The sequence below is a fragment of the Bradyrhizobium sp. USDA 223 genome (assembly GCF_044909005.1).
Taxonomy (GTDB): Bacteria; Pseudomonadota; Alphaproteobacteria; order Rhizobiales; family Xanthobacteraceae; genus Bradyrhizobium; species Bradyrhizobium yuanmingense.
Genome location: NZ_JBIYDR010000001.1, coordinates 305,414 through 331,498, shown reverse-complemented (window position 1 = coordinate 331,498; position 26,085 = coordinate 305,414). Strand labels below are relative to the sequence as shown.

Genomic DNA, 26,085 nt, shown 5'->3' with positions numbered 1-26,085 from the left:
AACTTTAGTTTGGAGGTAACCGCATGAGCACAACATCCTCGCCGATTCCCTTCACAGGTTACCCGTTCCCGAAATCCGAGTACCAGAAGCGGCAGGAGAATGTGCTTAAGGCTATGGAGCGTGCCAAACTTGACGCACTCCTGGTCACCGCCCATCATCATCTTCGGTACCTCACTGGATACAACGGGCAAGGCGGCTATTTCAGGCCATTTCCTCTAATTCTCGCCCCCGGCCGCGCCCCGACTTATGTTGTTCGGGAGTACGATGAGCTTGCCGTCCGCGCAGAGAGTTGCATCGAGAACATCATTCCCTACACTCACCAGGTGGATTTTGCCAAAGTATGTGGCGACCTCCTTCGGCAGTATGGACTTCAAGCGGGAACAATAGGCCTCCAACTTGGGTGTTGGAATCTGGCACCAGCAGATGTGAGCGCGCTCCAGGCGCAACTCCCGGAGATGAAGGTCGCCGATGCAACTCGACTTGTCCCATCTCTTATGGCCGTGAAAAGCGAGCTGGAGCTCCAGGTCATGCGCGATGCGATGGCCATGACCGATGTTGCCGTACGAACCTTCCAAACCTCACTTCGGGACGGTATCAGTGAAGTGGAGATTGCCAGGATCATTGCGGAGGAGGTCAGCAGAGCTGGCGGGGAGCTTTGGACTAGCTCGACAAACATCTTATTCGGTGAACGAACGAAGTTGCCGCATGGACTTCCGACCCGCCACTCGATCAAGAATAACGAGCCCGCCTTCATGGAAATCGGCGGCGCAAAGTACGGTTACGCATCAGGGATCGTTCGCTGCGCTGTGCTTGGACGGCATCCCGAGACCGAAGCCCTGCATGCGCTCTCGGTAGAGGCCTTGGAAGCCGCCCTGACCGCAATCAAGTCGGGTGTAACCGCGGAATCAGTCGATGCCGCTGCACGTAATGTAGTCGAGCGGTCTAAGCGCTCACGAGCTTTTCGGCACCGGACTGGGTATCAAACAGGCATCCATTGGGGCGGGCGCGGCAATCTAAGCCTGGAACCGGGTGCAAAGGATATTCTCGAGGCCGGTATGACCCTACACATGCCGGTCATTCTGTTCGGGGAAAGCGGTCGCCTGATTGGGTGTAGTGAGCAAGTCCTGGTGACGGATCGCGGCGCAGAGATACTCGGCAATACACAGCACACGCTCTTTTGCAAATGAATCGAGCGGGCTATGGTTGTTCTTGGGAAAAGGAGTGACGCGCTATTCAGGTCGCGTCGCATCGCAGTGCAGGTGTTTGGACCGTCGCGGCTTTTCACTTAGGAGCACTAACAATCGGGCGGCGGCAGCAACTATCGACTGATCACCCGAGAACGTGAGGGGCTCAATTTGGGTACTCGATGATGGGATGCTATTGCGGCGCAGCTTCGTTGGCCTCTCGATTAAGCAGCAACAGAATGCCTCGCCGCGCTTTCTATCGATTGCGCTGTGTGTGTTAAGCTGAGCCTATCCGACATGGAACTCCAAAGCAGTGCGCCCACAAAGAGCGTCAATATAAGATGACGAACTATCTATTCACCGCTCCTCACGGCACTGTTCGGACCATTCCTGAACTGTTGACCGCCGTTCGCCCAACCGAAAATGAAAGTGGAAAGTTCGCGCAATGACCCTTGATGGCGCAAAGCAAATGATCCCCCTGATCTTTTCGAACAGCTATTTTGAAGCTAGGCAGAAATTCTTGGCGGCGGCTCCAGATTCGAAGCCCTATCCGTGCAGCACGAGGGGGCCTTCAGGGGAGGCTCTCTTCACGGACACAGCCTACTTTGGCCGTCCGGATGCCAAGAAGCTTTTGGTCCTCGTTTCCGCGGTGCATGGCCCCGAGGGGTATTGCGGATCTGCCGCGCAACTCTCGTTCTTGCAGGCCAAATTGCAGGACCGGCTTGCCCCCTCAGCGGCCGTGCTTTTTATCCATGCGCTGAATTGCTACGGATTTGCGTGGGACCGTCGAGTGACTGCAGAGGGTTGCGACCTGAATCGAAACTTCGTCGATTTTTCAAAGCCACTCCCACCCAACCAGGCCTACGAGGAGTTGCACGAGCATCTCGTTCCGATCGACAATTCAGCTGAGGGAATAAGGCAAGCGGATGCCGTTCTCACCGCGTTTAGCTCCAAGCACGGCCTGCAGAAATACCGTCAAGCACGGTCCTCAGGGCAATACACCAGGCCCGGCGGCATGTCGTATGGAGGCAATGGGCCGACGGAGGCCAGGCGAACTCTTGAGCGTATCCTTATCGACTATGAGATCACGGGGCGTGATCAGGTCGTCATCATTGACTATCACACCGGCCTGGGACCCTACGGGTATGGCGAATTGCAATGTGAGCAGCCATCGGGACTGCCCGGCTTTGAGCGAGCACGAGCCATCTTTGGCGCATCTGTGACGTCACCAGTGTTGGGGACGTCTTCTTCAGTCGCCTTGAACGGTACCCAAGACGAGTTTTGGGCACGGAGCTTGGGCAATCGGCACACCTACATTGCCCTTGAATTTGGGACGTACGATGTTGCGCAGGCATGGCAGACAGTACGGAATGACCTATGGTTGTTCACGCATCGGCCAGAAGAAGCTAATTCGGAGCTGGGGCGCCAAATTCGGAATGAGTCCAAGCTCTACTACTATCCACAACACTCAGATTGGAAGGAGATGGTGGCTTGGAGGTCGCACCAAGTGCACCGGCAAGCCGTCGAAGCCCTTTCGTCAGTCGTTTAGTTCAGTCCGCGGGCAATTTGCAGAAAGGCTAGATGGATGGGGCTGAATAGCGAGCTAACTCGTGTAAACACGCCGCTGATATAGGGCGCCCACTTGGCATCACTTCGCGCTACGACCGGAGGGTGAGCGATCAAGGCACCACCGGTGAGTTCAGAAACAGCAACGGGTCTCGCGCAGATCAAGCCACATATTGAATATACCCGCAAATAACGAGCGCAATTCGGCAGTTATTTGCAGCACTCCTGCGCGGCCGGGGGGCTTTTCACGGCCATTAGCGCTCGTTCGTCGCTTATGCTCCTAACCAAGCTAAAACAAGTGCCGGGACTAGGGAGATAGCAGCCATGGGAAGCACTGCGCGAGCTTGCTCAACAATACCAGGTGACCGCGAAGGACTCGAGTGCGTTCAAGGTGAGATGGCTTTTGCTCGGCGCTCACCTGAGGAGAAAGCTCCGGAGGTGTTTTTCCCGAGGTATGAAAACATCGCTATGGTCAGCCATGAAGTCACTATTCGCAATGCGCGACCGATCGCAAACGATTTGTCCCTCGACAGGGAAGGCTTCGCTCTCGTTCAACACAAGACTTCCTGCGCAAAGGAGCGCGATGCGGAGGTTTTCGGCGATAGATATCTGGAGGAGATGGTTCCGTTTCTCAAGGATTATTTCGGCGCATCGTGGGTGGTGCCGAAACGAGATGGTATAATTGTTCGTTCGGCGGCCAAAAGCACCGCTGCCGGAGTAAGGGGAACTGCTGGGATGGCTCACATTGATTATGCGCCGATCTCCGCCCCTATGCTTGCGGCCCGTGAGAACCACGTGCAGGGCCTTCCGATCCGGTCGTATTCACGCCTGATGATCATTCAAGCCTGGCGCGCCGTTTCGCCGCCGCCTCAGGACAATCCTTTGGCTTTGTGCGACTACTCTACCGTGCTTGATACGGACATTTTGGTTCATGACTACATTTCGGATATTGGCGCAGACTGGAAGAGTTGTTTGCTCCACTATAGTCCCCTTCATCGGTGGTACTACTTCCCCAGGATGACCCCGGACGAGCTCATTCTTTTTAAAGGCTATGATTCCGAAGAAAACTGTAATGCTCGTGCTGCTCACACAGGCTTTGACAACCGCCGGGCGTGTCGCGATGCTCAACCGCGTGAAAGTATGGAGGCGCGCTTCTACGTCTACTACGCCTGAGTGGCCGAGCTTGCTACGGCAATTTCAGTCCATTCTGGTGCGAATGCCCAGCTTAGCGCCCCACAAGACGTGGAGGACTTTCCTAGATGACTACAGTTCTGATCACGGGCGCGAACCGAGGCATCGGCCTCGAGCTCGCGCGGCAGTATGTGGCCGAGGGCGCTGAGGTCATCGCCTGCTGCCGTACTCCGTCAAGCGCTGACGCCCTCAAGGAGCTGGCTGCCGCGTCGGGCAATCGCGTACGGATTATGCAGCTCGATGTTGCCGATGAGACCTCGATCGCGGCGCTCAAAGGTCAACTTGACGATCAGCCAATCGACATTCTCATCAACAATGCAGGAATCAGCGGCCTTTCGGCGGACCGTATCGACGCCGAGGGCTGGATGACTACATTGCGGGTCAATGCTCTCGGCCCCATGCTCATCTCTCAGGCGCTACACGAGAGCTTAAAGCGCAGCAAAGAGAAGAAGCTTGTGGCCTTGACCAGCATTATGGGATCGACGAGCACCGCTACAGGCGGCAGATATGCCTATCGAGCGTCGAAGGCGGCACTGAACAACGGTATGAGGGGTCTATCGCGCGAATGGGCTTGTGACGGGATTCTCGTGGGTTTGCTGAATCCAGGCTGGGTGCAAACTGAAATGGTCAGCGGCCAAACGGCTTACATCTCGGCGGGCGAGTGTGCGCGCGAGCTCATCCGCCGAATCGCAGAGCTCACGCCGGCTACTAGCGGGGTATTCCAAGACTACCGTGGCGTTGTGATCCGTTGGTGAGCCCGAGAAGCTTCCACCAGCTACGCGAACCAACGGCAACAATCACCAGCGACAGCTAAGGTTTCAGAGACGAGAACGTCAGGGAGTCCAACAGCGAATGACGATGAACCGGTTTTGGGCTTTGGCCGAAGGGCCCTTGCCGGCTTGGCCGCAGGAAGACACGTTTGTGCTGAAGGAGGGCGAAATCCCGACCCCTGGCCCAGGGCAGGCGATGACGCGCACGATCTATGTCTCTCTGGATCCTTATCAGTGGTACTACAAGCAGCAGCGGATAGAACCCGTCGACGCGCCCTGCCATGCGCGCACTGTATCGCAGGTCGTCAGGAGCCGGATGGATGGCTTCGCCCCCGGTGACTTCGTATTCAATACCAACGGCTGGGCAGAGTATGGCTTGATGGGCAAGGATGTTTGGCGGCCGAACTATATGGTCCCTCGCAAGCTGGACGAGTCCTCGCGCATCTCACATGCTGTTGGTGTACTCGGCATGCTAGGGCTAACCGCCTACGCCGGAATGGACCTGCTGGCATCCCCGAAGGCAGGAGACACGGTCGTGGTATCCGCGGCCTCTGGTGGAGTCGGACAGATAGCAGGCCAGCTCGCTAAGCAGCGTGGCGCGCGAGTGGTCGGGATTGCTGGGCGCGATACGAAATGCCGGTTCGTCACTGATGAGCTTGGCTTCGACGCTTGCGTGTCCCACTTATCACCTACCCTGCCCGCAGATCTAGCTGCCGCCTGCCCCGCCGGCATCGACGTCTATTTCGAGAATGTAGGAGGCAAAATCTTTGAGGCGGTGCTGCCGCTGTTCAATGCGGCTGCGCGGATGACCATCTGCGGCCTGATTGCGCACTATGGCGAAGAGGCCGGCCGCGACAGCCGCGCGATGCTGATGAAGTTGGGCGAGCCGGTCTTTAGTTCGCGCGGCGTCAGGGTGAAGAATCTCTCAGTAGGCGACTTCGCCGCGAGCCATCATGAAGAGATGCTCGCCTATGTCGGGCCGCTCGTGGCTGCGGGGAAGATCAAGTACCGCGAGGACATACGTCAGGGGTTGGAGGTCATTCCAGCCGCTTTCGCCCAGATGCTTCGAGGCGACAATTTTGGGAAAATGTTGGTGCAACTGAGCCTCGATCCGACGCTCGGGCAAGTTTGAGGAATTGCAGGCCTAGCGACAACCCTTTACGCATTCGTCCGATGTGAGGGATACAGCAAACGCGGTTGAAGCCCGACCTCCATAGCTGGGGACCGACTGCGGATTGCGGCGCATCCAAGAGCAGCCCAAGCGTCACACACGTGTAGGGATGGCGGTCTACGTCGTCCTTCACCCCTTCAAGATCTATGTCCCTCACCGATTTTGCTTAAGCGTTTACGGACCTTCGCAGGTTGTCGTGCCGGACACTGGCTGCTCAAGCCTTACTTGGGTCTCAACTAGCTAGAACTTTACGGCGCAGCACATGAGCACGCCGTCCGTAGCGGCGAGCATGGTTGCGATAAGCCAAGTGGCAATGCACAACCGGTTGATCGTCCGCAAATGTTGGAAAATTCCTTTCATTTTGCAGAATTCATTCGACACCCGGCCGTTTTTCGAGGCTTTTCGACTCTCGCCCTGCCCTAGCCTTTCCTAGCCGAGTCAAGGCTCCCGCCAAAAGACTTACGAGCTTTCAGGGTGACGCGACCAGGCCCATGAACAGAACCCCTGACGTTCGTCGCCGATGATGCCACAGTTCTCAAGAGTGATGCCCATGCATCGCTCAGGTGTTTCGTCGAGTTGTCGAATTATGAGCGGCATCGCTGGCAGAAAATGACGGGGCAACAATGTAGTTCTATTTCATGGGAGGGACGTCATGGGTAATGAGCACTCGAGCTGCACTTCGCTTGATCTGAGCCGACGCTCACTACTTCAGTCAACAGCGGCCTTACTGAGCCTACCTTTTGTTGCGAATGCGACGACGGCTTGGGCCCAGGAGCGGCTCTCCGGCAGCGGTGAAGTCGTCGTTTTCAGCTATGGTGGCACTTTCACCGAAGGTGTCAGGCGGTATGTCTACGAGCCGTTCACGAAGGCGACAGGAATAACGGTTGTAGATGTGGTCGCCGATTTCCCCGAGCCAGGGGTGCGGGCGATGTTTCACGCGGGCAAAGTCGAGTGGGACATTGCCACTGGTATTGCGGCGGCGAACTACCCAGCAATGCATGAAGCTGGGATGTTTGTCCCGATAGATTACAGTCTCTGGGATCGGGAATCGCTTGAGGGTTCACCGCCACACACTCGTCTCCAGGACGCAGTTGTAGCATTTTCGTCGGCGCTCCTGCTTGCCTATGATCAGCGCGCTTTTCCGAAAGGCGGCCCAAAAAACTGGGTGGATTTCTGGGACGTAAAGAGGTTTCCGGGACGGCGTGGGCTCTTTGCTCCCGAGGCTAAGCGCAATCTTCCGTTTGCGCTCCTCGCCGATGGTGTTCCACACAGCGATATTTGGCCGCTGAGCGATGACAAGCTAGATCGTGCGTTCAAAAAGCTGGATGAGATCAAACCGTATGTTGCCAAATGGTGGAACGCCGGCGGAGAAGCGCCCCAACTCCTGATCAACCAGGAATATGCATTGACCAGCGCATACGACGGCCGCGCGATCAGTGCGATCAAACAGGGCGCGCCGATCAAAATTGTTTGGGATGGGGCCTATCTAGTGCACGCGTACGCGACGATTCTGAAGGGCGGCCCTAATACTGCGAACGCTCAAATGATGATAGCTTTCCTCAACCGCGCGCAGATTGCGGCCGGATACCTTCAGGGTACGGGTTATCCCGGGCCAAATGCAAACCAGCTCAAGTATCTGCCGTCAGATGTGGTTGAGCAGGTCAGCGTCAATCCAGACAACGGTTCAAAAGCTATCGTCGAGGACTCTGCTTGGCTCGCGGCGAAACGACCTGACGGCAAGACTAATCTGGAGCGTCTCCAAGAGCGTTGGCTGGCCTGGCGGGCAGGATAAGTCGCTAGCGGGCTTCGCTCGGCGCTGCCTCGCGGCGGTCACAAGAGAACGACTCTTTGGGCTTGCGCTCGCAGAACATTCCGCAAACTTACCGTTTATTGCAGAAGCCGGCGAAAACGCCTGGGATAGCTGAGCGCTAGGCGAATGCGCCAACTACTACGACGCATTCTGATGACAATCTCAGCTACGGGATCGCCCCACTCCGTTCCGTGCCCCGGCTGCAGAGCTAAACCTCGGCGTCCCTGAGCCAGGGGGCGAGACACCGCCGAAGTCGCTCCCACACTATCTGGCCGACCGACTGCAAAAGTGGGGAGTCCTCCACAGGAGGCTCTAATAAATGGATGGCTCCTCCACTGGGCCGCCAAAATCCGTTCCCAGGAAATCGAAATCGCAACCCTCATTGGCCTGCTTGATATGACGGGAGAACATCCAGCCATATCCGCGCTCGAATCGGCGCTGCGGCCGTTTCCAATCGGCACGGCGCCTTGCCAGCTCGTTCTCCGGCACTTCAAGATTAATGGAGCGCGCAGCCACATCGACCGTAATACGGTCGCCGTTCCTCACCAGAGATAGGGGGCCGCCAACATATGCTTCCGGCGCGACATGTAGAATGCAAGCCCCATAAGAGGTGCCGCTCATGCGCGCATCCGAAATTCGAACCATGTCGCGCACTCCTTGCTTCAGGAGTTTAGTTGGGATAGGTAGCATGCCCCATTCTGCCATGCCCGGTCCACCTTGGGGACCCGCATTGCGCAAGATTAAGATGTGATCGGCGGTGACCTCGAGATCGGGATCATCGACCGCCTTCTTCATGGTCGCATAATCATCAAACACCAGCGCGGGTCCCGTATGCTTAAGGAAGCGCGGATCGCAAGCTGATGGTTTGATCACGCAGCCATCAGGCGCAAGATTGCCCTTGAGTACGGCAAGTGCGCCTTCCTTATAGATCGGGTTCTCGACAGTGCGGATAACATCGTCATTATGGACTTCCGCACCTGCGATATTTTCACCGATGGTCTTGCCGTTCACCGTGAGACAGTCGAGATGCAGATGCTTTCTGATATGGCTCATCAGGGCGGGCAGGCCGCCGGCGTAAAAGAAATCTTCCATCAAATAGGAATCACCGCTGGGTCGCACATTGGCAATTACGGGTACGTTGCGGCTCGTCGCTTCAAAGTCGTCGAGCCCTATATCTTGGCCGGCGCGACGGGCTTGCGCGATCACATGGATAATAGCATTCGTCGAACATCCCATTGCCATTGCTACTGCGATCGCGTTCTCAAAGGCTTGGCGGCTCTGGATCTTGTTCGGCGTGAGATCCTCCCACACCATATCGACGATGCGGCGGCCGCATTCGGATGCCATGCGGACGTGATTGGCGTCCGCTGCTGGGATCGAGGATGCCCCGGGGAGCGTCATCCCGATCGCCTCGGCTATGCCGGTCATAGTGGAGGCCGTGCCCATGGTCATACAGGTACCGTGGCTGCGGGCAATTCCTGCCTCCATGTCGGTCCAGTCGCCAGTGGAAATCTTTCCGGCACGACGCTCGTCCCAGTATCTCCAGACGTCCGAGCCCGAGCCAAGCGTCTTGCCCTTCCAATTGCCGCGAAGCATCGGGCCCGCAGGCAGGTAGATTGCAGGCAAATTCATGCTGGTCGCGCCGAGGAGCAGCGCAGGGGTGGTCTTGTCGCAACCGCCCATCAGCACCACGCCGTCAATCGGATGGCTGCGCAGCAGTTCCTCGGTTTCCATCGCCAGCATGTTGCGATAGAGCATCGTGGTCGGTTTTAGCAGCGATTCAGAAAGTGAAAGGGCTGGCAGTTCGACGGGAAGGCCGCCAGCCATGAGCACACCGCGCTTGACATCATCGACGCGACTCTTGAAGTGCATGTGGCATGGCTGCACGTCTGACCAGGTGTTGATGATTGCTATGATCGGTCGCCCCTTCCATTCTTCGGGCGCATAACCCATCTGCATCACTCGGGAGCGATGAGTGAAGGATCGGAGGTCGTCAGGCGCAAACCACCGCGCGCTGCGCAGCTGATCTGGTGTCTTCTTCGTCATGATGTACCCCACGTCTGGAATTCTTGCGTAGCCTCAGCGGTCACCCGCTCAGAAGGAGCGAAGCGCCAAGGAAGTCAGGTGCCAGGGGCGGACCATTTCAGTCACTTTGCATCCGCACGATGTTGTCGACGCCCCGAACCGAAATCCCCAACGCATTCGGCTCGAAATCGTAAACCGCGCGCGTTATTCACAAAATCGCACCCTCGATTCCTGGTACGATCATCGTTCGGATCGCTTACCGAGCCCGAAAATCACAGATCAGAGTCACGGTCATCGATGACGCCTTGTGAACCAGTAGTCAGAGGTGAGTACGAGTTCTCCCGAACAAATCGACAGTTGTCTTGGCAAACAACTAGGGTAGAACAGTTCGCAAAGTGAGCTGTCCCTCTGCTGAGCCGATGTGAATGCGCTAAAACTCGAATTCCGGCCCGTCAACATATCTAAATCGGTCCAACGCTTCAGGACGAAGCGTGAAACCAAGGCCAGGCCTATCTGGGGCGTGCACGATCCCGGTTGATCGAATGTCAAAGGACTCGTTGAACAGCTCCCACATCATAGGCATGTAGCCCTGTGTCACTTCCAGCAGATGGCAATTGGGGGCAGCCATCGCAGCGTGCATGCTTGCCGCGAACAACACGCCGCTACCCCAAGCATGCGGCGCGAGACGCGCGCCGTACGTTGATGTGAGCGCTGCGATGCGGCGGATCTCCGTCATACCGCCGGCTCGCGCGACGTCGGGCTGTGCGATATCGAGTGCACGTCGTTCAAGTAGATCTTGGAAGTCGAACCGTGTGAACTCGCGTTCGCCTGAAGCAATCGGGATTGTTGTGGATCGTCTAACCTCAGCTTGACCGGCGTGGTCGTCCGGCGTGACCGGCTCTTCGAACCAGGCAATGTCGTAAGGTTCCAGCTCTTTCGCAAGTTTGATCGCGGTTCCGACCTCGAGCGAACCGTGCGCATCCACCATCAACTCAACGTCTGGACCAAGCCCCCGGCGGGCCGCCTTTACCCGGTGCACGCACTTCGCGATCGAGAATCCATCGTCTCCGACAACTCGCATTTTAACAGCGGTAAAACCTTTGGCCGCATAGCCGGCCAGTTCGGCCTCCGCCTTATCTCCAGGTGCCCAGCCTCCGCTAGCGTATCCACGAATAGAATTGCGGGCGGCACCGAGCGCCTGGTAAAGGGGAATACCAAGCGCTTGAGATTTGACATCCCATATCGCGATGTCGACCCCTGCAATGGCGTGCATAATTACGCCACGCCGTCGGCTCTCATCTGCCTGCGTAACACCGCGCTCAAGTGCGGGGCGGCTGCGCGACCCATTGTACATCTTCTCGTAGATGCGTTCGGAGAACATCGGATCTTCGCCAACGCATTCGGGTGCAAGCTCGTGTCCGACAATCGCGGCCACGATGGGCGGCGTTCCGAGCGCCGCCCCCATGCCGATCAGCCCGTTGTCAGTCTCGACCCGGATCAGCGTCGCGTCGGTTTTGACACGTGTACCGAGGTCGGTGCGGTGACGTTTATCCTCCGGAACGACGGCCGACATTGGAGTTGCCGAAACTTTGACGATTCTCATTGGCTCGCGATTTCCCTTAATCAAAGCAATTGATGTATCGACTGCAACCGATTGGCAGTTCGCGCTGAGGCGCAGCTCCCCTGTGATATCGAGCTAGCTGGTACCGCGTGGATCACCAAGCTATTGGCTTACCATCGTAGTCTAGAAAGATGCCGCTGGTCGCCGGTGTGAGCTCGGCGATACGCCGAATGAGACCGCTTGCACTTTGTTCGGGGGTGATGCGAGCGGTCGGGCCACCCATATCAGTTTGCACCCAACCCGGATTGAAAAGCCCGACAATCACACCATCAGCCGCCCAGTCGCTCGAAAGCGCTCGCATGCCACTGTTCAGGGCCGCCTTGGACGCGCGATATGCATACCTGTTGCGGGCGGAGGTGGTGGAAGGCCACACAATGCTAATGGAACCGTAGTCACTGCTAATCGCCACCAGCTTCTTCTCCCGGCTACGCTTAAGATTGTCAGCGAGCGCAAGAGCGACCAGCACTGGCGCGAGAGCATTTACACGCAGTGCGGTCATCCAACCCTCGGCATCGATGCCGTCAGGTGATTGATCTTTTGGGCCAAGGACGCCTGCATTGTTAATGAGAATATCGATCGGTTCATTACCGAGCGCAGTCTTCAGGAACGCAATCGAGGGCTCGTCCGTGACGTCCAGCGGCAGAATCCGCACGCGACCGCCCGATCCCGCTGAGAGGTCCTTCAGCGCGTCGGCCTTTGCGGGTTCGCGGCAACAGCCAATCACATCTGCTCCGCTTGCCACATATTGCCGCGCAAGAGCAAGCCCTACCCCCCGGTTTGCGCCCGTGATCAGAACTGTAGTCATAAGACCCCCGCAAGGTTGGCACTCAACTTAGATTGCCCAAATGGTATTGCTTCTTTGTCGTCGAATTTGCCTGTCTTTGCGATTGAAACTGATGAAATTCTGCAGAGCAAGGCGGCTTGCAGAGGAAATCGCTCAACTATCAAGCTCTGTAGGAAGATTTCTTCTCGCCACCTAGCGAAATGGTTCCTTCTTTGGAAGGACTTATAGTTCTTGCACCTTCCTCGTTCTCGTCGAGGCCGAGTGTAGCACCCAGGAGAGCGCGAGGACGGCAATCAAGCGATCTACGAGCATAAAATCAGGTGAATTCCTAGGATTGAACCCTCCGGCCGAGTTCGTTGGGCGCATGCGCTCAACACACCAGGGGCTCCCGATGCTGGGTAGGGGGTGCGCAGCCTGGCACAACCGGTAGCAAAAGTTGTATTTAGTGGCAGCCGGCAACATCGGAAGGCGAACTGCCATTCCAGCTCAGTTATCGTCTACGCGCCCGCGCGCGCCAGCCGACTCTGTTTTGCAAGCAAAGCATGAGCTCGCGAGGCGCCTGGATTACGCAAGCAACGCGCAACAAGTTCGCATCCTCGGCATGTGGGCCAACCAACTGCAAATCCGACTGGTGGCGTAGCGGCCCATTGGCAGCATCAAGCAAATGAGTTGTAGCACCGACCAGGCACCGTTGAAGCCCGTAGTTTCGGCCCTGGGGCGCTCCATCGAAGGGCACGAGTAAGACATCGCAACGGGCGAATAGACTTGTGTTTACTGCGCTAGTTCGAATGCAGCCTCGTAGGACTTCGGAGTCGCGAGCCACGCGTATTTCTCAAAGGCGCCGCGGGTATTCGGCTGGAACTCGTCAGGCCAAAGAGGCAATGCCACGCTAAACGCCTGGAGGCTTGCCAGATTAATGCCATTCTGGACCTCGCGACAGTCGTGCTAACGGGCCAAGGAAGATCGCAAAACTCGCGCTCCCGCCCTTAGCCGTAGCACCGCTTGGCGAGGAATTGCCCAGTCGCTGTATCTGCCGCCCCATGGCGGCAGCGCACGAGAATTGCCGGTCGACCCCCCAGATTCAACAAAAAAGAGGAACCTCCGCTGGTTTCCCACACACGATCGATGCTGAATGCAGAAGATTGATCGACGGGACGGATTAAAGTTCACGATCGATCGGAAAGTCCTTGTTCGCTGAGCAAGTGCCCGATGCCGCGTTGGACCAAGAATAATCGACACCGCATCAGTTTGGCACTCGCCCGGTGATTGGGGCTCTGGTGCCCGGACGCTTCCGTGATTAGTTGGAGATGGTGACATGTGCGTCAGGTTCAAAGTCCAATATCTGCTCTGGCTAGACGAGTGGGTTGATGTTGCGTTCTTTGGAGATCGCAAATCGGCTGTTGCGTTCAAGGACGCCACGCAACGCGCATCCCCGCATTATTCTATTCGTGTAGTCTGGTACAAGCGGCCTGAGAGCAAAGCACCCGATTGGCCTCCATGGTTGAAAAAAGCCAGCCGGTCACAATGAACCATCATGTATCCCGTACTTGAACTCGGCTCAAACGATCGCAAAAAATGGCCATTGATTCGCAGCATTTCGCAACGGCAAGCCTGTTTTGCATGTAATTATGCGCCCGCAACGATCTAGACTGTTCGCGCGATGAAGGCTAGCTGGACAGCCGGACCGAGATCCGGCGCTGCAAAAGCGCCGGCACCAGCAACGCTTGCAACTCGCTGGGGCTGACCGCGCCTCGGGCCGTAGAAGCGCTTAGATAACTAGGTGTAACAGCACATGAACGAATCGTCCTTTTCCCACATCAGGCACCGGTTTGCGTCGTTGAAGTCTAACCAGGCCTTCTATGGCGCACCCGTTGGTATCTTGCAGCTCGAGCGCAAGCGTGGTTGCCCGTTCATCCGGCCTTTCGTCCCGGGCGACGTCAATAATGCCAGCACCTGGAGCGTTCCTGTGCGTTACAAGACGGTGCCCGGTCTCAGCGTTGACCGAATTCTTGGGCCGAACGCGGAAGAACTAACCTCTGTGGTTGTTGAGGCCGCGGCCGAGCTCGTACGCGAAGGTGCACAATTGATCACCTCGAACTGCGGTTTCGCAATGCGATACCAAGAGGCGCTCTGCGCGACGCTTGACGTGCCGGTGCTGCTATCCAGCCTCCTGCTGGCCCCTTTCCTGGAACGAATGCTTCCCGCAGGTAAAGCGCTGGGCATAATCACTGCAAACTCCCGTTCACTCACGCCCGATCTACTTGAATCGGCTGGCCTGCCAGCTGGCTCTAATCGGGTAGTTGTCGCCGGACTTGAGGATGCCCCCTCATTCGCGGCAGCATTCTTGAGCGCCAGCGGGGATTTGGACGTCGATGCCGTCGAGAGAGAGACGGTTGATGCGGCAGTAGCGCTGATCAAGCGGCGGCCGGATGTTGGTATGCTGCTCCTCGAATGTGCCGATCTTCCGCCATTCGCTGCTGCAGTGCAGCGAGCGATCGGTATTCCGATTTTTGACTTTACCTCACTAATTGAATTTTCCGTCCGTGGGTTGATACGCACTCCTTTCCATGGGATTCTCTAGGTGTATTTGTTCAATCGGTTCCGCTGGTGGAGGATTCTTCCGTGCCTGACTGGTCGCGTGGAGAAGCGGTTCGGGACGGGCCTGCGCGGACATTCCGGGCGAGCTCGGCCCGATGTGCCGCGCGCTTGATAACGCGCCTTTTAATCCTGAAGCACGTGGATCACCTCTCCCACGGAGGTTGTCCGAGTGCTCGCTGGATAACAACGATTGCTTCCAACATCGCCCGGTTGGCCGCTCCCCGCTGATGCGCGGGCGCGAGCACATGGCGAGGAGAAGCTGCAAGCTTGCTGCAGGAGTCACCAGACCGAGGCGACTAGGCCGTCCGACTCAAGCGCTCCATCTTGCACACCACTGTGCCCAAGCAGGTCATGTTCTGGATCACGCGCAAGCATCTTAGTGCGGCTCGCCGAGGGAGCTGGCATTAAGCTGCCACAATCAGCGCTATGGCCCCGCCAAGCAGTTCAAGCGCGCCGATCGAGCCTTGAAGGTGCTCCACTTATCATGATCACCTCATGGCGACTTGGCTCGCAAGCTTGCAGGCGACGTCGACTTGCTCGATGAGATCCCTCGACCGAATGCTGCAAATGGCGCTGCAGGTACTTGGCCAAGAGCAGCACCAGCGTGATCGAACGATCTACTCGCTGCACGCCGGAGCTGAGCATTAAGCGGGAGCGAGCTGCCGAGTGCAACAGATGAAATCACTTGCAGAGTTGCGAACCGCATGCCCGCCTGGCTCGATTTTTCTCTCGGGCGAATGGCACGTCCCCTGACATCAACAACGCCTTGTCCTTTGAGCGCTGCTGGGTGGTCCCGCGACTTGTAATATCCGGTCAACCGGCGAACGCGTAGGCGGTCTTCACCGCGGTGTAGAACTCGCGCGCGTAGGAGCCTTGCTCGCGGGCGCCGTAGCTCGAGCCCTTCCGGCCGCCGAACGGCACGTGATAGTCGACGCCGGCGGTCGGCAGATTGACCATCACCATGCCGGACTCGCTGTTGCGCTTGTAGCGCGAGGCGTATTTTAGGCTGGTGGTGCAGATGCCGGAGGCGAGGCCGAACTCGGTGTCGTTGGGGATCGCCAGCGCTTCCTCCTAGTTCTTGGCGCGGATGACTGCGGCGACCGGGCCGAAAATCTCCCCACGCGCGATGCGCATGTTGTTGTTGGCCTCGGTGAACAGCGCCGGCTGCAGGTAGTGGCCGGGATTCTCGCGCTTCAGCAGCTCGCCGCCGAAAGCGAGCTTGGCGCCTTCGTCCTGGCCGATCTTGATGTAGCGGAGGTCTTGGTCGAGCTGGTTCTGGTCGACCACGGGGCCAATATGCACGCCGGCCTTGAGCGCGTCGTCCACGGAGAGGCCGCTCAGGCGCTCGGCCACCGCCGCGACGAAGCGGTCGTGGATGCCTTCGGTGACGATCAGGCGCGACGAGGCGGTGCAACGCTGGCCGGTGGAGAAATAGGCGCCGTTGACGGCGACCTCGACGGCGGTCTTGAGGTCAGCGTCATCGAGCACGACCAGCGGGTTCTTGCCGCCCATCTCGAGCTGGAACTTCTTCATGGGGTTCGAGAGCACACAGGCCTGCGCGATCTTGCGCCCCGTCTGCACCGAGCCGGTGAAGGAGATCGCCGCGACATCCGGATGCTCGAGCAGGGTCTGGCCGACGACTGAGCCGGAGCCGACGACGAGGTTGAACACGCCCGCAGGAATGCCGGAGCGGGTGATGATTTCGGCGAGCGCGTGGCCCGAGCCCGGCACCAGCTCAGCGGGCTTGAACACCACGGTATTGCCGTAGCAGAGCGCCGGCGCGATCTTCCAGGCCGGGATCGCGATCGGGAAATTCCACGGCGTGATCATGCCGACCACGCCGACCGGCTCACGGGTGAGCTCGACGTCGATACCGGGACGCACCGAGGCGCCCTTCTCGCCGATCAGGCGCAGCGCTTCGCCGGCGAAGAATGCGAAGATCTGGCCGGCGCGCGCGACCTCGCCGATGCCCTCGGGCAGGGTCTTGCCTTCCTCGCGGGCGAGCAGGCGGCCGAGCTCTTCCTTACGGGCGAGGATTTCCAGCGAAATCTTGTTCAGTGCATCGAAGCGCGCCTGCGGCGTCGACTGCGACCAAGCGGGGAAGGCGGCCTTCGCGGCGGCGATCGCCTTCTCCGTCTACGCCTTGTCGGCCGCCGATAAAGTTTTTCTGGATGGCCGTCATATTTTTTCTCCGGGAAAGTTTTCAACGCACCAGGCGAGGAAACGCTTTTGTTTGGAGGTCCAGCCGGGTATCAGGCACTGCATGGCAATAGCGCTATCTCGCGGGCCTGAAGTCCATGTTGCATAGACCATGCGCCGCTTAGCGAGCCAAATGTGGATCTGCGCGGAACCGAGATTGCGTTTTCTTCCGGATATCGAGTTTGCAGACCCGCGGAGGCATTCGTCAGACCGTGAGAACGTGGCGCAATCATCTTCCAAGTTGGTTGTAAGTTGTGGTGACGACCAATCTCCGCAACTAAAAGCCACTCATTTAGAAAGGGCGATGCCTGTCACGCGTTCGGCGCGCTAAGCCGCCAAGATAGTTGCATCGCTCGCAGCCCATGAGGCGACGCAGAGGTCGCCGAGGTTGGGCATTGCGTCAGCCGAAATGTTCAGTACTTTCGAGGTCAGCTGCAACCCTGAATCGCTACGGAATTCGAGGATCGTCGCATCTCCAACGAATGTCATGTCAACGACGCGACCATGAATTCCAGTCGAAATCCCGACGGCCGTCGCCTCGAGGCGCAAATGCTCAGGTCGGACGCAAAGAGTCGCATCTTTGTCCTGGTCAGGCTGCTGGGCAACAAGCAACTTCTCACCAGCGGGCCCCTGAATGACGCCGGATCTGATGGTGACGGGGATGAGATTGACCTCGCCGACGAAACCCGCCACGAACAGGTCGGCTGGCCGCCGATAGATGTCCTGCGGTGCAGAGATCTGTCGTATCCGCCCCTCGTGCATGACCGCAACCCGATCGGACATGGCTAGCGCCTCTTCCTGATCGTGCGTAACGTAGATCATCGTCTTGCCGACTTGCTTGTGCAAGGTCTTGATCTCGTTCCTGAGATGCTGACGCAACTTCTTGTCCAAAGCACCCAGAGGTTCGTCAAGAAGAAGAACGGGCGGATCGAAGACTAGCGCCCGGGCTATGGCCACCCTTTGCTGCTGACCACCCGACATTTGATGCGGGTACCGAGAGGCAAAAGCACCTAGATGCACTTGATCGAGGATACGAGAAACGCGTATTGCGATCTCTGCTTTCGGGACCCTACGCATACGGAGGGGATAAGCTACATTGTCAGCAACGGTCATGTGCGGGAAGAGTGCATAATTCTGGAAAATCACGCCGAGTTCGCGACGATGGGGCGGCAGACGCGTAATGTTCTTGTCGTCTAACAACACTTGGCCGCTGTCGGGCATCTCAAACCCAGCGATCATCATTAAGGTTGTCGTCTTGCCAGATCCGCTTGGCCCGAGCAGAGAAATGAACTCGCCAGGCGATACGGTAAGACTGACGTCGTCAACGGCCCTTGCGCTACCGTAACGCTTTTGCAGGTTACGCAGCGCTATGCCTCCGGTTTTCGCGTCAGTATTGCCCAATGCAGCTCTCACTAACATTTCAGCTCCCTACGCTTCCTGCCTGTTTGGGGCTCAAGCGCTATGCGAAGTCTTAATCTCTCAGGTAGCCTTCCGACGCCCCAGCAGGGCACCGGCGATAATAACCACCGCCGCGAAGACCATCTGCAGCGTTGCGACAGCCGAAATAGTTGGACTGATATCCTGCTTAATTCCATCCCACATGCGCATGGGCAAGGTGACGAGCTTACCGATCCCGAGGAACAGCACATAGACGACATCATCGAACGAAGCGAGAAACGCGAAGAACCCCGCAACGACGAATGCTGGCATGACAATCGGCGCTACGATTGTACGGAATGTGGTCCACGGCCCAGCACCGAGGCTGCGGGCGGCTCTCTCATAGCTAGGATTAATATCGCGCAAATTAGCAACCACGACCACGACTACGTAGGGAATCGCATGGACTGCGTGTCCAAGAGCCAATCCAAATTCGGTGCCCTGGAGACCTACTTTCACCAACACAAAATAGGTTGCGATTGCAACGACAATCGTGGGTAAAATGATTGGTGAAAGCACGAGGGCGATGATCGCACCGCGACCAGGAACACGCCCGCGCGATAAACCTAGTGCAAACATGCTGCCGAGTACCGTCGCGATGATGGTCGCCATTATGGCAACTCGGATGCTAACGAAAGTTGCGCGTATCCAAAGCGGATCCGCGAAGTACGCTTGATAGTTGCGGAGCGAGTAGCTAGGCACCGGAAACACGAAATACGGAGAGGCGCTGAATGACAGGTAAGCCACGATCAGCACCGGGAGCAATAGAAGCGTGCCCAAGAAACATGCCAGAACAGGGATGCTCCGACCTCCCAGCGACGGCAGCCAGCGATCGAGCACGTTGAGCGCGGCGCCGATGCGCATCAGCCAGGAGCTTCCCAATTCTCGACGCGCAGCGATCGAGGCCGAACGTTGGTCGGAGAACCCGAGGAGGCGCTCGATCGGAAAAAAGTGAGAGCCGATCCACAAGATCGCCAGAACAGCTGTAAGAAGAACTATTGAAAGCGCTGAGGCGAAATTCCAGTTTAGCTCGTCCACGACCTGAGAGCTAATCGCCATGGTGATCGTGACATCTGAAACACCGCCGAGCAGCGCTGGAGTGATATAGAAGCCAAGACAGTTGATCAGTACAAGGAGAACCCCGGCCAAGACACCGGGCAGGCTGAGCGGCAAGAAAATGGTAAAAAACGAAGCAAGAGGGCTCGCTCCGTTGGCGCGCGCAGCTCGCAGGAGCTTCTGGTCAATTCCGGACATTACCGTGAACATCGGCAGGATCATCAATGGCAAGATGACATGCGTCATTCCGATGATCACGCCAACTCGATTGTAGAGCATGCTCACCGGCTGCGACACCAACCCGAGTTGACTTAAGATATCGTTGACGACACCATTGCGGCCGAGCAACACAATCCAGGCGAATGTCCTCGCCAGAACGCTAGTGAAATAGGGCAGGATAACTGCGACGAGCAAAAAGGCGCGCAACGCTCTGCCGCCAGTCGTGAGAGCATACGCAATGGGGTAGCCGATAATAAAGGCAAGGATGGTCACCGTAACGCTGATTGTCAGCGTGGTACGCAAAATCTTGATGTAGACTGGGCTTCCACCGAGCCGAACGAAGTTGGCGAGCGTCCACTCTGGGGCTCCGAGCGCCAGCAACAGCAGCCCGACTAGCGGCAAGACAAAGAGCACAATAAGGAAAATACCACCGGGGACCATCAGCCAAGCCCATGGAGTGGACCCGGCCGATGGCGAAGGTAGCAATGTCTCCGGCGATGTGTCGGTGACTGCGGTGCCTATTGCGCGCGCCATGCCAGCCAACGCTCCTGCAGATAATCTCCGTTCGTCTTTCCGTCCGCGCGCTTGGCTGCAAGCCAAGCGCTATCCTCAAGGGCGACGTTCGCCGTGTTCTCCGGATTGGCTGCGACTTGCCTCACCATTTCGGGTGGCAAGTATTTGAGCTGGTTAGTATTTGGTGACGAGTAACCGGTGCCCTGCGTATAACCAGCTGCAATTTGCGCGCGATTCATGAAGGCGAGGAACTTCTGCGCGTTCGTTGTGTTCGGGCCACCCTTCAGAATGGCCTGATAAATCTGGATCATCTCGCCGCCATCAAAGATAAATTTGATCGGCGCACCGCTCTTGATCGCGCTCATGGCACGACCATCATATATGCTTGTCACCGCGTATTCTCGATTGATTAGCAGTTGCGCCGGCTCTCCACCGGCGGTCCACCATTTGGTAATGTGTGGCTTGATCTCATCGAGCTTTGCGAATGCGCGATCAAGCTTATCGTCGGTAAGCGGCCAGACATTTTTGGGCGGCACACCGGCTGCGACAAGTGCCGCTGGGAGAGTATACCTTCCCTCGATAGCCAGAAGACCTCGCGATCCCGGGAACTTCTTGACATCCCAGAAATCTGCCCAATTTTGCGGTCCTCCCTTTGGGAAGGCGCGCTCGTCGTAGCCGAGCCCTAGCACCGTTTGGTATGCTGCAACTGCGTCTACTAGCCGAGTATTTGGCGGCAATCCGGTAAGCGACTCATTGTCCCAAAGACTGTAGTCAATGGGAACGAACCAACCGGCTTGGTGCATCTCTGGATATCTATCGGGCCGGATGTAAGCAATGTCCCAATCGACTTTGCCCGCCCGAAACATTGCGGTCATCTGCGCTTGGGCGACGTCGGCCACCACGTCTACGACGTTGATTCCCGTCGCCTTCGTGAACGGATCATAGACGTATTTGCGCATGCCCTGCGTGAAAGATCCACCGTAGCCGAAAACCACCACTTCACCACTGCCGGCGAGTTTTTCTTGCGCCCAAGCTGTCGTCGCCTTACTGATAAGAGGCATACTTAGTGAGGCCGCAGCGAACTGCAGCAAGGAACGTCGATTTAGGAGACGCAGTGAACGACTGCTAGACACCTGCTTGGTCATGGCGCTTCCCTCTTGTACACCGATAGTGGAACGGATTTCGTTTTATGTCGCGCGCTTTCACGCAAGGGAAGGCAGCGCAAGCTTCGAGAGCCGGACGCCGTGCAAAGGCGCCCACAGAATGTTTTTGCTCTGTTCACGGCCCATGAGGGCCGCCCAAGCGAACCATCCATCCGCTAAGTATCGGCACTTGGCCAGCAAAAATCGCGCCAACGAACAGCGATCGTCGAGAGGAGGCCCGTAAGCCATTTCTGCGGCCGACCGGCCGCAGAAAGCTGAGCACCTCCCACTCACAAATGAAGATTAGCCCGGATTAAGCACAATGTTCGGAGTTACACTTCCCAGATCGAACTCAAATCGACCCGCCGGCGTATAACCCGAGTGCCACGGTGTAAGCATGCGGACATCCGGCGATACGAGCTCAAGCCTCAGGAGGTGCCGCCTCCGTTCTGGCTCCGGGTAATCCTCGTACTCGGTTCGCGAATGCAAGACCACATGGTTGTTCAAGAACTGCATGTCCCCAGGTCCAAATGACATGTCTAAGCGGAAACGAGGATCGTCGGCGAGCGATTCGACGAGCTTCAAAGCCTCCCAGTGAGCATCCGTGTAACGCGGCACCTCTGGAAACCGCTGACTTGACGTTGCGAACTGAGGTTGCAGCCACACCAACAAGCGACCTTCGTGCCACATAAAGATCGGCATTTCGTACCAAGGCTTGCCGCCTTTGGGAATAGGGTCACCGCGGCGATCGATGAACCACGGCTGGTACAGCACACGGAGGAGGTCAGGTCGCTCAGCACGGATCGCATTGTGGATTGCGACGGCGCTCGCCAACGTGCTCGCGCCACCCGTCTTTGCCGGTTGCAGACAGAGCAACCCGACAACGTCAGACATATCGGTGTGATATCGCAGCGTCTCCTTCGTGTAGGACGCCCGCTCCGTAGGATTTTCGATCTTGTGACCGAGATTGATCACATGACTAATCATGTGGCCCGTCTCGTTCGTCGGCACGGGTTTGCCCAAGTGCCGGCCTATTCCCCAGTAGAGAGTTGCGACCTCCTTTGGGGTATATCGATCGACAGGCAGCCCGCGCACCAGAACGAACCCGAGCCCGTCGATCAACTGCCGCTTGACCGCCTCGAGCTTCTTACCGAGGTGCGGAAGCAGGAATTGGTCCTTCGTGACAGAAAGCAACTCCTTTTGCTCCACCCTTCGCAGGGCGCCCTCGAGATCGCCGATATCAGCATCGTCGAGCTGGTACACCCAGTCAGTACTATTCTTGATCTCTGGCCCACGCCAATCCGCCGGATCAATCACAGGCTCCTGCGGCATCGGGGGTTCGCGGTTCGGTTGGGACAGGGACACCATTTTATAAGCTCCTTTGAAGCTAAGGTCGCCTCAAGTAGACGGACCCGAAAAATATAGGCCACGCAGACGAGCAAAAACCGCCAAGTTGGCGGTTTTTCTGCAGAATTACTGCAATTAATACGCAAGGGCCCAAGCTTTGCCGTGGAAGAAGGGCCTGCTTACGCGTGAGGCGCCTAAGCGCTCCGGCCTCGGCACGTCCCACATTCTTCGCGCCGCGGTCATGGGAGTGTTGCTCGCCTCGCTTCCTGCACATTGCGCGGCTCTTACTCGATATCCCGCATGCATCAAAACTCACGGACTAGTCAGAGAATAAAGACGCTATTCCTAAAGCCGTTCGACTCAATGGGCGATCAACACTCACAAGCGAGTTGAGCGCGAGCCGCACAGAACGCAGGTTTGAAGGCTGAGCGGGACCCTCGGGGTGTCCGCCTCAAAGCCCTCGTCGAGCCGAACACGGTCACGTTTCAGTTCGTCGTTGCTCAAGCGATGCGCGGATCGCTACAGTGCTCCGAGCTGCTAAGTGTGCCGCTCGGCCAGGAAAAGGAAGAAGTCTAGTAGCGCTAGACGCGACGACGGCAGCCCCCATCACCAGGTTCGACCACGGACTTGAGAGCCGAGGAGCTCCCAACAGGAGCTTTTTCCGAACTGTCGGAACATCAAGAGTAGATGCGCACACCTGGTGCAGGAAACCACGATTTGCTTGGTCCAACTCCCCGCGTTGTGGCTCCAATCGACCATCTCGAGATTGAACGACGCTCTCACTATCCACGATCTGCTGATCGACCGTCACGAGCACCGGCCTGTGCCACGTCGTTGCCAGCCTCAATCGCTACCGCAAGCGATTGGATAATCGCGGCAAAGCGCACCGCGGCCTGAATGGTAGCCGCGGCAACGCCAGAGTCTATGAGCGCCTTCTCATGCGCATCCATACAAGCGCCGCAGCCGTTGATCGCTGAGACAGCCAGCGACCACAATTCGAAATCGGTTTTCTCGACGCCTGGATTGCCGATGACTTTCATTCGTAGCCGCGCCGGCATCGTTGCGTACTCCTTATTCGAAATAAGGTGCACGAATCGATAATAGACGTTGTTCATCGCCATCACAGACACAGCCGCCTTTGCCGCTGTGAAGGCTGCTGGCGTTAGCCTCTCGGCGGCGAGGGACTCGAACGACGACTGCACACGCTCATTGCGTGTGGCCACAGCGCAGGCAAGGAACAACCCGTAGCGGGTCTGCTCCGCAAGCTGCTCATCGGACAGCATCGATGAGAGGTTGAGCTTTACATCTTTGGCAAAATCCGGAATCAGACGATTAAGGTGGTCAATCAATATGGACCTCAGGCAACCTTCAGGGTTTTACCGCCCACCTCGCGGTTGCACGGGCAGAGTTCGTCCGTCTGCAGCGCGTCCAGCACGCGCAGCGTATCCTTCGGCGCGCGACCAACATTGAGGTTCGTCGCATAGACGTGCTGGATGGTGTTGTCCGGGTCGACGATGAAAGTGTAGCGATACGCAACTCCGTCGGTAGAGCGCACACCAAGGCCATCGACAAGGGACCCGTTGGTATCGGCGAACTGCCAGAGCGACAACTTATGTAGATCCTTGTGGTCGCGTCGCCAGGCGAGTTTACAGAACTCGTTGTCCGTCGAACCGCCGAGCACCACGGCGTCACGATCTTCGAACTGCTTCGACAAGCGCGCAAATTCAGCGATCTCTGTTGGGCAGATGAAAGTGAAGTCTTTAGGATAGAAGAAAATGATCTTCCACTTGCCCGGGAAGCTCGCTTCGGTCAGCAACTCAAATGCGCTTTCTCCATTTTCTTCTTGAAGCTGAAATTTGGGCTTGACGCCAACAACGTGAAACGACGGCAGCTTGTTTCCAATTCCGAGCATATCAGTTGAACCCTTTCGAACGTGGCGGGGCGTCGAGAATGCCGCGTTGGGGAGTTTAGTGAATTCGTGACAACAGTCGCACCGCGGTCGCAGATCTTCTGTAAGCTACTGCGGCCGTCCGCGTGCAGCTACACCTTCACGCGCTTGATGCTTCCTTTACAAGCTCATCCATCACCTGCTTGGTTGCTCGATAGGCAAGATCGACAATTTCGTCGATTTCGGCTTCTGATACGACGAGTGGCGGCGCAAACCCAAGAATGTCTCCATGGGGCATAGCCCGGGCAATAAGTCCCCGGTCTCGAGCAGCCTTCGAGATTCTTGCACCCACCTTAAGCTGCGCATCAAAACGTCGCTTGGTCTGGCGGTCTGCCACGAACTCGACCGCGCCGAGCAAGCCAACGCCCCTCACCTCTCCAACGATCTCCAGCTGGGAAAATCGCTCGTTCAGTCGTTTTAAAAAATGAACTCCTACGACCCTCGCACGATCGGTCAAGTGCTCCTTCTCAACGATATCGAGGACTGCATTCGCAGCAGCAGCCGCAATCGGATGGCCGGAATATGTGTATCCGTGTGAGAATGCCCCAACCCGATCGGCGGCCTCCTCCATGACGTTGTAGACCTTTTCGCCAACGATGGCTCCTGACAACGGCATGTAGCCGGACGTCAGACCTTTGGCCACCGTCACGAGATCTGGCTCCATATCGTATAGGGTGCTGCCGAAATCAGCACCGGTTCGACCGAATCCACAAATCACCTCGTCCGCAATCAGGAGGATGTCATAACGTCTGAGTACCGCCTGGATCTCGGTCCAGTAACCTGCGGGAGGCGGGATGATTCCTCCCGTACCGAGTACCGGCTCGGCGATGAAAGCACCAATTGTTTCGGGCCCCTCTCGAAGGATCAGCGCTTCCAGCTCTGCGGCACGCCGACGAGAAAACGATTGCTCCGTCTCACCGCGTTCAGCGCCCCAATAGTGATGCGGTACGCTTGTATGCAGAACGCCGGGGAATGGGAGGTCCATGTGATCATGATAGAAGGACATCCCGGTCATTGAGCCAGAGATCACGGAACAGCCGTGATAGCCCCGCTCACGCGAGATGATCTTCTTCTTCTTGGGATAACCGCGCAGGTTGTTGTAATACCAGACAAGTTTAGCTTGCGTTTCGTTCGCATCCGATCCGGACAAACCGAAGAAGACCTTACTGGCCGCGCCCGGGGCCATCTTGGTGAGACGGTTCGACAGGATAGCCAATTCTTCAGTCGTGTGGGCTGCATATGTGTGGTAGTAAGCCAACTTGTATGCTTGTCGTGCGATGGCTTCAGCGACTTCGTTTCGGCCATAACCGATATTTACGCAGTACAGGCCGGCAAACCCATCTATGTAGCTATGTCCCTGCGCATCTTCGATTCGGATGCCCTTACCGCCCGCGACAATCGTCGGATCACCAAGCTTGCCAGTCGCGAAATCCTTGAGCTGGGTGAAAGGATGCAAAACGCTCGAGCGATCGAACTCGGCGATAGTCTTGACATTGTTCATGTT

The 26,085-nt window shown here is 57.3% G+C and carries 17 protein-coding genes and 1 pseudogene; 7 read left to right on the top strand and 11 right to left on the bottom strand.

Annotated elements, in window-relative coordinates:
- The first annotated feature begins 23 nt into the window (after window positions 1-23).
- The 6 genes from ABIA40_RS01395 (at window position 24) to ABIA40_RS01370 (ending at window position 7,674) form a co-directional block, all read left to right on the top strand.
- The gene (locus ABIA40_RS01395; protein WP_404538427.1) at window positions 24-1,187 is read left to right on the top strand and encodes a M24 family metallopeptidase; all 1,164 of its coding nucleotides are present in this window, start codon (window positions 24-26) and stop codon (window positions 1,185-1,187) included.
- A gap of 442 nt (window positions 1,188-1,629) precedes the next feature.
- Complete coding sequence (locus ABIA40_RS01390) at window positions 1,630-2,733, top strand: DUF2817 domain-containing protein (RefSeq protein WP_404538424.1); 1,104 nt, start codon at window positions 1,630-1,632, stop codon at window positions 2,731-2,733.
- 341 nt (window positions 2,734-3,074) lie between these two features.
- Complete coding sequence (locus tag ABIA40_RS01385) at window positions 3,075-3,923, top strand: CmcJ/NvfI family oxidoreductase (protein WP_404538422.1); 849 nt, start codon at window positions 3,075-3,077, stop codon at window positions 3,921-3,923.
- An 86-nt stretch (window positions 3,924-4,009) separates the two neighbouring features.
- The gene (locus tag ABIA40_RS01380) at window positions 4,010-4,696 is read left to right on the top strand and encodes an SDR family oxidoreductase (RefSeq protein ID WP_404538419.1); all 687 of its coding nucleotides are present in this window, start codon (window positions 4,010-4,012) and stop codon (window positions 4,694-4,696) included.
- A gap of 97 nt (window positions 4,697-4,793) precedes the next feature.
- Window positions 4,794-5,843, top strand: a complete 1,050-nt coding sequence (locus ABIA40_RS01375) for an NADP-dependent oxidoreductase (RefSeq protein WP_404538416.1) — start codon at window positions 4,794-4,796, stop codon at window positions 5,841-5,843.
- Between the two features lie 691 nt (window positions 5,844-6,534).
- Window positions 6,535-7,674 carry an ABC transporter substrate-binding protein gene (locus ABIA40_RS01370; protein WP_404538413.1) on the top strand — a complete coding sequence of 380 codons (1,140 nt, stop codon included), beginning with the start codon at window positions 6,535-6,537 and terminating at the stop codon, window positions 7,672-7,674.
- A gap of 330 nt (window positions 7,675-8,004) precedes the next feature.
- On the opposite strand, the gene araD is transcribed toward ABIA40_RS01370, so the two are convergent.
- The 3 genes from araD to ABIA40_RS01355 form a co-directional block, all read right to left on the bottom strand.
- Entirely contained in the window at window positions 8,005-9,738 is a 1,734-nt protein-coding gene (gene araD, locus ABIA40_RS01365) for an L-arabinonate dehydratase (RefSeq protein ID WP_404538411.1), read from the bottom strand.
- Between the two features lie 409 nt (window positions 9,739-10,147).
- A complete protein-coding gene (locus ABIA40_RS01360; protein WP_404538408.1) occupies window positions 10,148-11,320 on the bottom strand; it encodes a mandelate racemase/muconate lactonizing enzyme family protein in 1,173 nt (390 codons plus the stop codon).
- A gap of 112 nt (window positions 11,321-11,432) precedes the next feature.
- Entirely contained in the window at window positions 11,433-12,143 is a 711-nt protein-coding gene (locus ABIA40_RS01355; protein WP_404538405.1) for an SDR family oxidoreductase, read from the bottom strand.
- Window positions 12,144-13,914: 1,771 nt separating this feature from the next.
- Between ABIA40_RS01355 and ABIA40_RS01350 the strand changes: the two genes are divergently transcribed.
- Entirely contained in the window at window positions 13,915-14,703 is a 789-nt protein-coding gene (locus ABIA40_RS01350; protein ID WP_404538403.1) for a hypothetical protein, read from the top strand.
- A gap of 830 nt (window positions 14,704-15,533) precedes the next feature.
- Here ABIA40_RS01350 and ABIA40_RS01345 read toward each other — a convergent pair.
- The 8 genes and pseudogenes from ABIA40_RS01345 to ABIA40_RS01310 form a co-directional block, all read right to left on the bottom strand.
- Window positions 15,534-16,856: pseudogene (locus ABIA40_RS01345) on the bottom strand (aldehyde dehydrogenase family protein); the annotation flags it as partial.
- Window positions 16,857-17,246: 390 nt separating this feature from the next.
- Window positions 17,247-18,320 carry an ABC transporter ATP-binding protein gene (locus ABIA40_RS01340; RefSeq protein WP_404538400.1) on the bottom strand — a complete coding sequence of 358 codons (1,074 nt, stop codon included), beginning with the start codon at window positions 18,318-18,320 and terminating at the stop codon, window positions 17,247-17,249.
- A gap of 78 nt (window positions 18,321-18,398) precedes the next feature.
- Window positions 18,399-20,165, bottom strand: a complete 1,767-nt coding sequence (locus ABIA40_RS01335; protein WP_404538397.1) for an ABC transporter permease subunit — start codon at window positions 20,163-20,165, stop codon at window positions 18,399-18,401.
- Window positions 20,150-21,289, bottom strand: a complete 1,140-nt coding sequence (locus ABIA40_RS01330; RefSeq protein WP_404538394.1) for an ABC transporter substrate-binding protein — start codon at window positions 21,287-21,289, stop codon at window positions 20,150-20,152. The genes ABIA40_RS01335 and ABIA40_RS01330 overlap by 16 nt, the downstream gene beginning before the upstream one ends.
- A 300-nt stretch (window positions 21,290-21,589) precedes the next feature.
- Complete coding sequence (locus tag ABIA40_RS01325; protein ID WP_404538391.1) at window positions 21,590-22,654, bottom strand: TauD/TfdA family dioxygenase; 1,065 nt, start codon at window positions 22,652-22,654, stop codon at window positions 21,590-21,592.
- Between the two features lie 761 nt (window positions 22,655-23,415).
- Window positions 23,416-23,985, bottom strand: coding sequence for a carboxymuconolactone decarboxylase family protein (locus ABIA40_RS01320; RefSeq protein WP_404546129.1), 570 nt, complete (start codon window positions 23,983-23,985; stop codon window positions 23,416-23,418).
- 5 nt (window positions 23,986-23,990) lie between these two features.
- On the bottom strand, window positions 23,991-24,545 hold the full coding sequence (locus tag ABIA40_RS01315) for a peroxiredoxin (protein WP_404538388.1): 555 nt from the start codon (window positions 24,543-24,545) through the stop codon (window positions 23,991-23,993).
- A gap of 136 nt (window positions 24,546-24,681) precedes the next feature.
- Window positions 24,682-26,082: an aminotransferase gene (locus ABIA40_RS01310; protein WP_404538385.1), complete on the bottom strand. Its 1,401-nt coding sequence runs from the start codon at window positions 26,080-26,082 to the stop codon at window positions 24,682-24,684.
- Between the last annotated feature and the right edge of the window lie 3 nt (window positions 26,083-26,085).

What these genes read in the sequence shown, in the direction of transcription:
- ABIA40_RS01395 (WP_404538427.1), top strand. Translation starts at nt 24, where the DNA reads ATGAGCACAACATCCTCGCCGATTCCCTTCACAGGTTACCCGTTCCCG.
- ABIA40_RS01390 (WP_404538424.1), top strand. Translation starts at nt 1,630, where the DNA reads ATGACCCTTGATGGCGCAAAGCAAATGATCCCCCTGATCTTTTCGAAC.
- ABIA40_RS01385 (WP_404538422.1), top strand. Translation starts at nt 3,075, where the DNA reads ATGGGAAGCACTGCGCGAGCTTGCTCAACAATACCAGGTGACCGCGAA.
- ABIA40_RS01380 (WP_404538419.1), top strand. Translation starts at nt 4,010, where the DNA reads ATGACTACAGTTCTGATCACGGGCGCGAACCGAGGCATCGGCCTCGAG.
- ABIA40_RS01375 (WP_404538416.1), top strand. Translation starts at nt 4,794, where the DNA reads ATGACGATGAACCGGTTTTGGGCTTTGGCCGAAGGGCCCTTGCCGGCT.
- ABIA40_RS01370 (WP_404538413.1), top strand. Translation starts at nt 6,535, where the DNA reads ATGGGTAATGAGCACTCGAGCTGCACTTCGCTTGATCTGAGCCGACGC.
- araD (WP_404538411.1), bottom strand. Translation starts at nt 9,738, where the DNA reads ATGACGAAGAAGACACCAGATCAGCTGCGCAGCGCGCGGTGGTTTGCG.
- ABIA40_RS01360 (WP_404538408.1), bottom strand. Translation starts at nt 11,320, where the DNA reads ATGAGAATCGTCAAAGTTTCGGCAACTCCAATGTCGGCCGTCGTTCCG.
- ABIA40_RS01355 (WP_404538405.1), bottom strand. Translation starts at nt 12,143, where the DNA reads ATGACTACAGTTCTGATCACGGGCGCAAACCGGGGGGTAGGGCTTGCT.
- ABIA40_RS01350 (WP_404538403.1), top strand. Translation starts at nt 13,915, where the DNA reads ATGAACGAATCGTCCTTTTCCCACATCAGGCACCGGTTTGCGTCGTTG.
- ABIA40_RS01335 (WP_404538397.1), bottom strand. Translation starts at nt 20,165, where the DNA reads ATGGCGCGCGCAATAGGCACCGCAGTCACCGACACATCGCCGGAGACA.
- ABIA40_RS01330 (WP_404538394.1), bottom strand. Translation starts at nt 21,289, where the DNA reads ATGACCAAGCAGGTGTCTAGCAGTCGTTCACTGCGTCTCCTAAATCGA.
- ABIA40_RS01325 (WP_404538391.1), bottom strand. Translation starts at nt 22,654, where the DNA reads ATGGTGTCCCTGTCCCAACCGAACCGCGAACCCCCGATGCCGCAGGAG.
- ABIA40_RS01315 (WP_404538388.1), bottom strand. Translation starts at nt 24,545, where the DNA reads ATGCTCGGAATTGGAAACAAGCTGCCGTCGTTTCACGTTGTTGGCGTC.
- ABIA40_RS01310 (WP_404538385.1), bottom strand. Translation starts at nt 26,082, where the DNA reads ATGAACAATGTCAAGACTATCGCCGAGTTCGATCGCTCGAGCGTTTTG.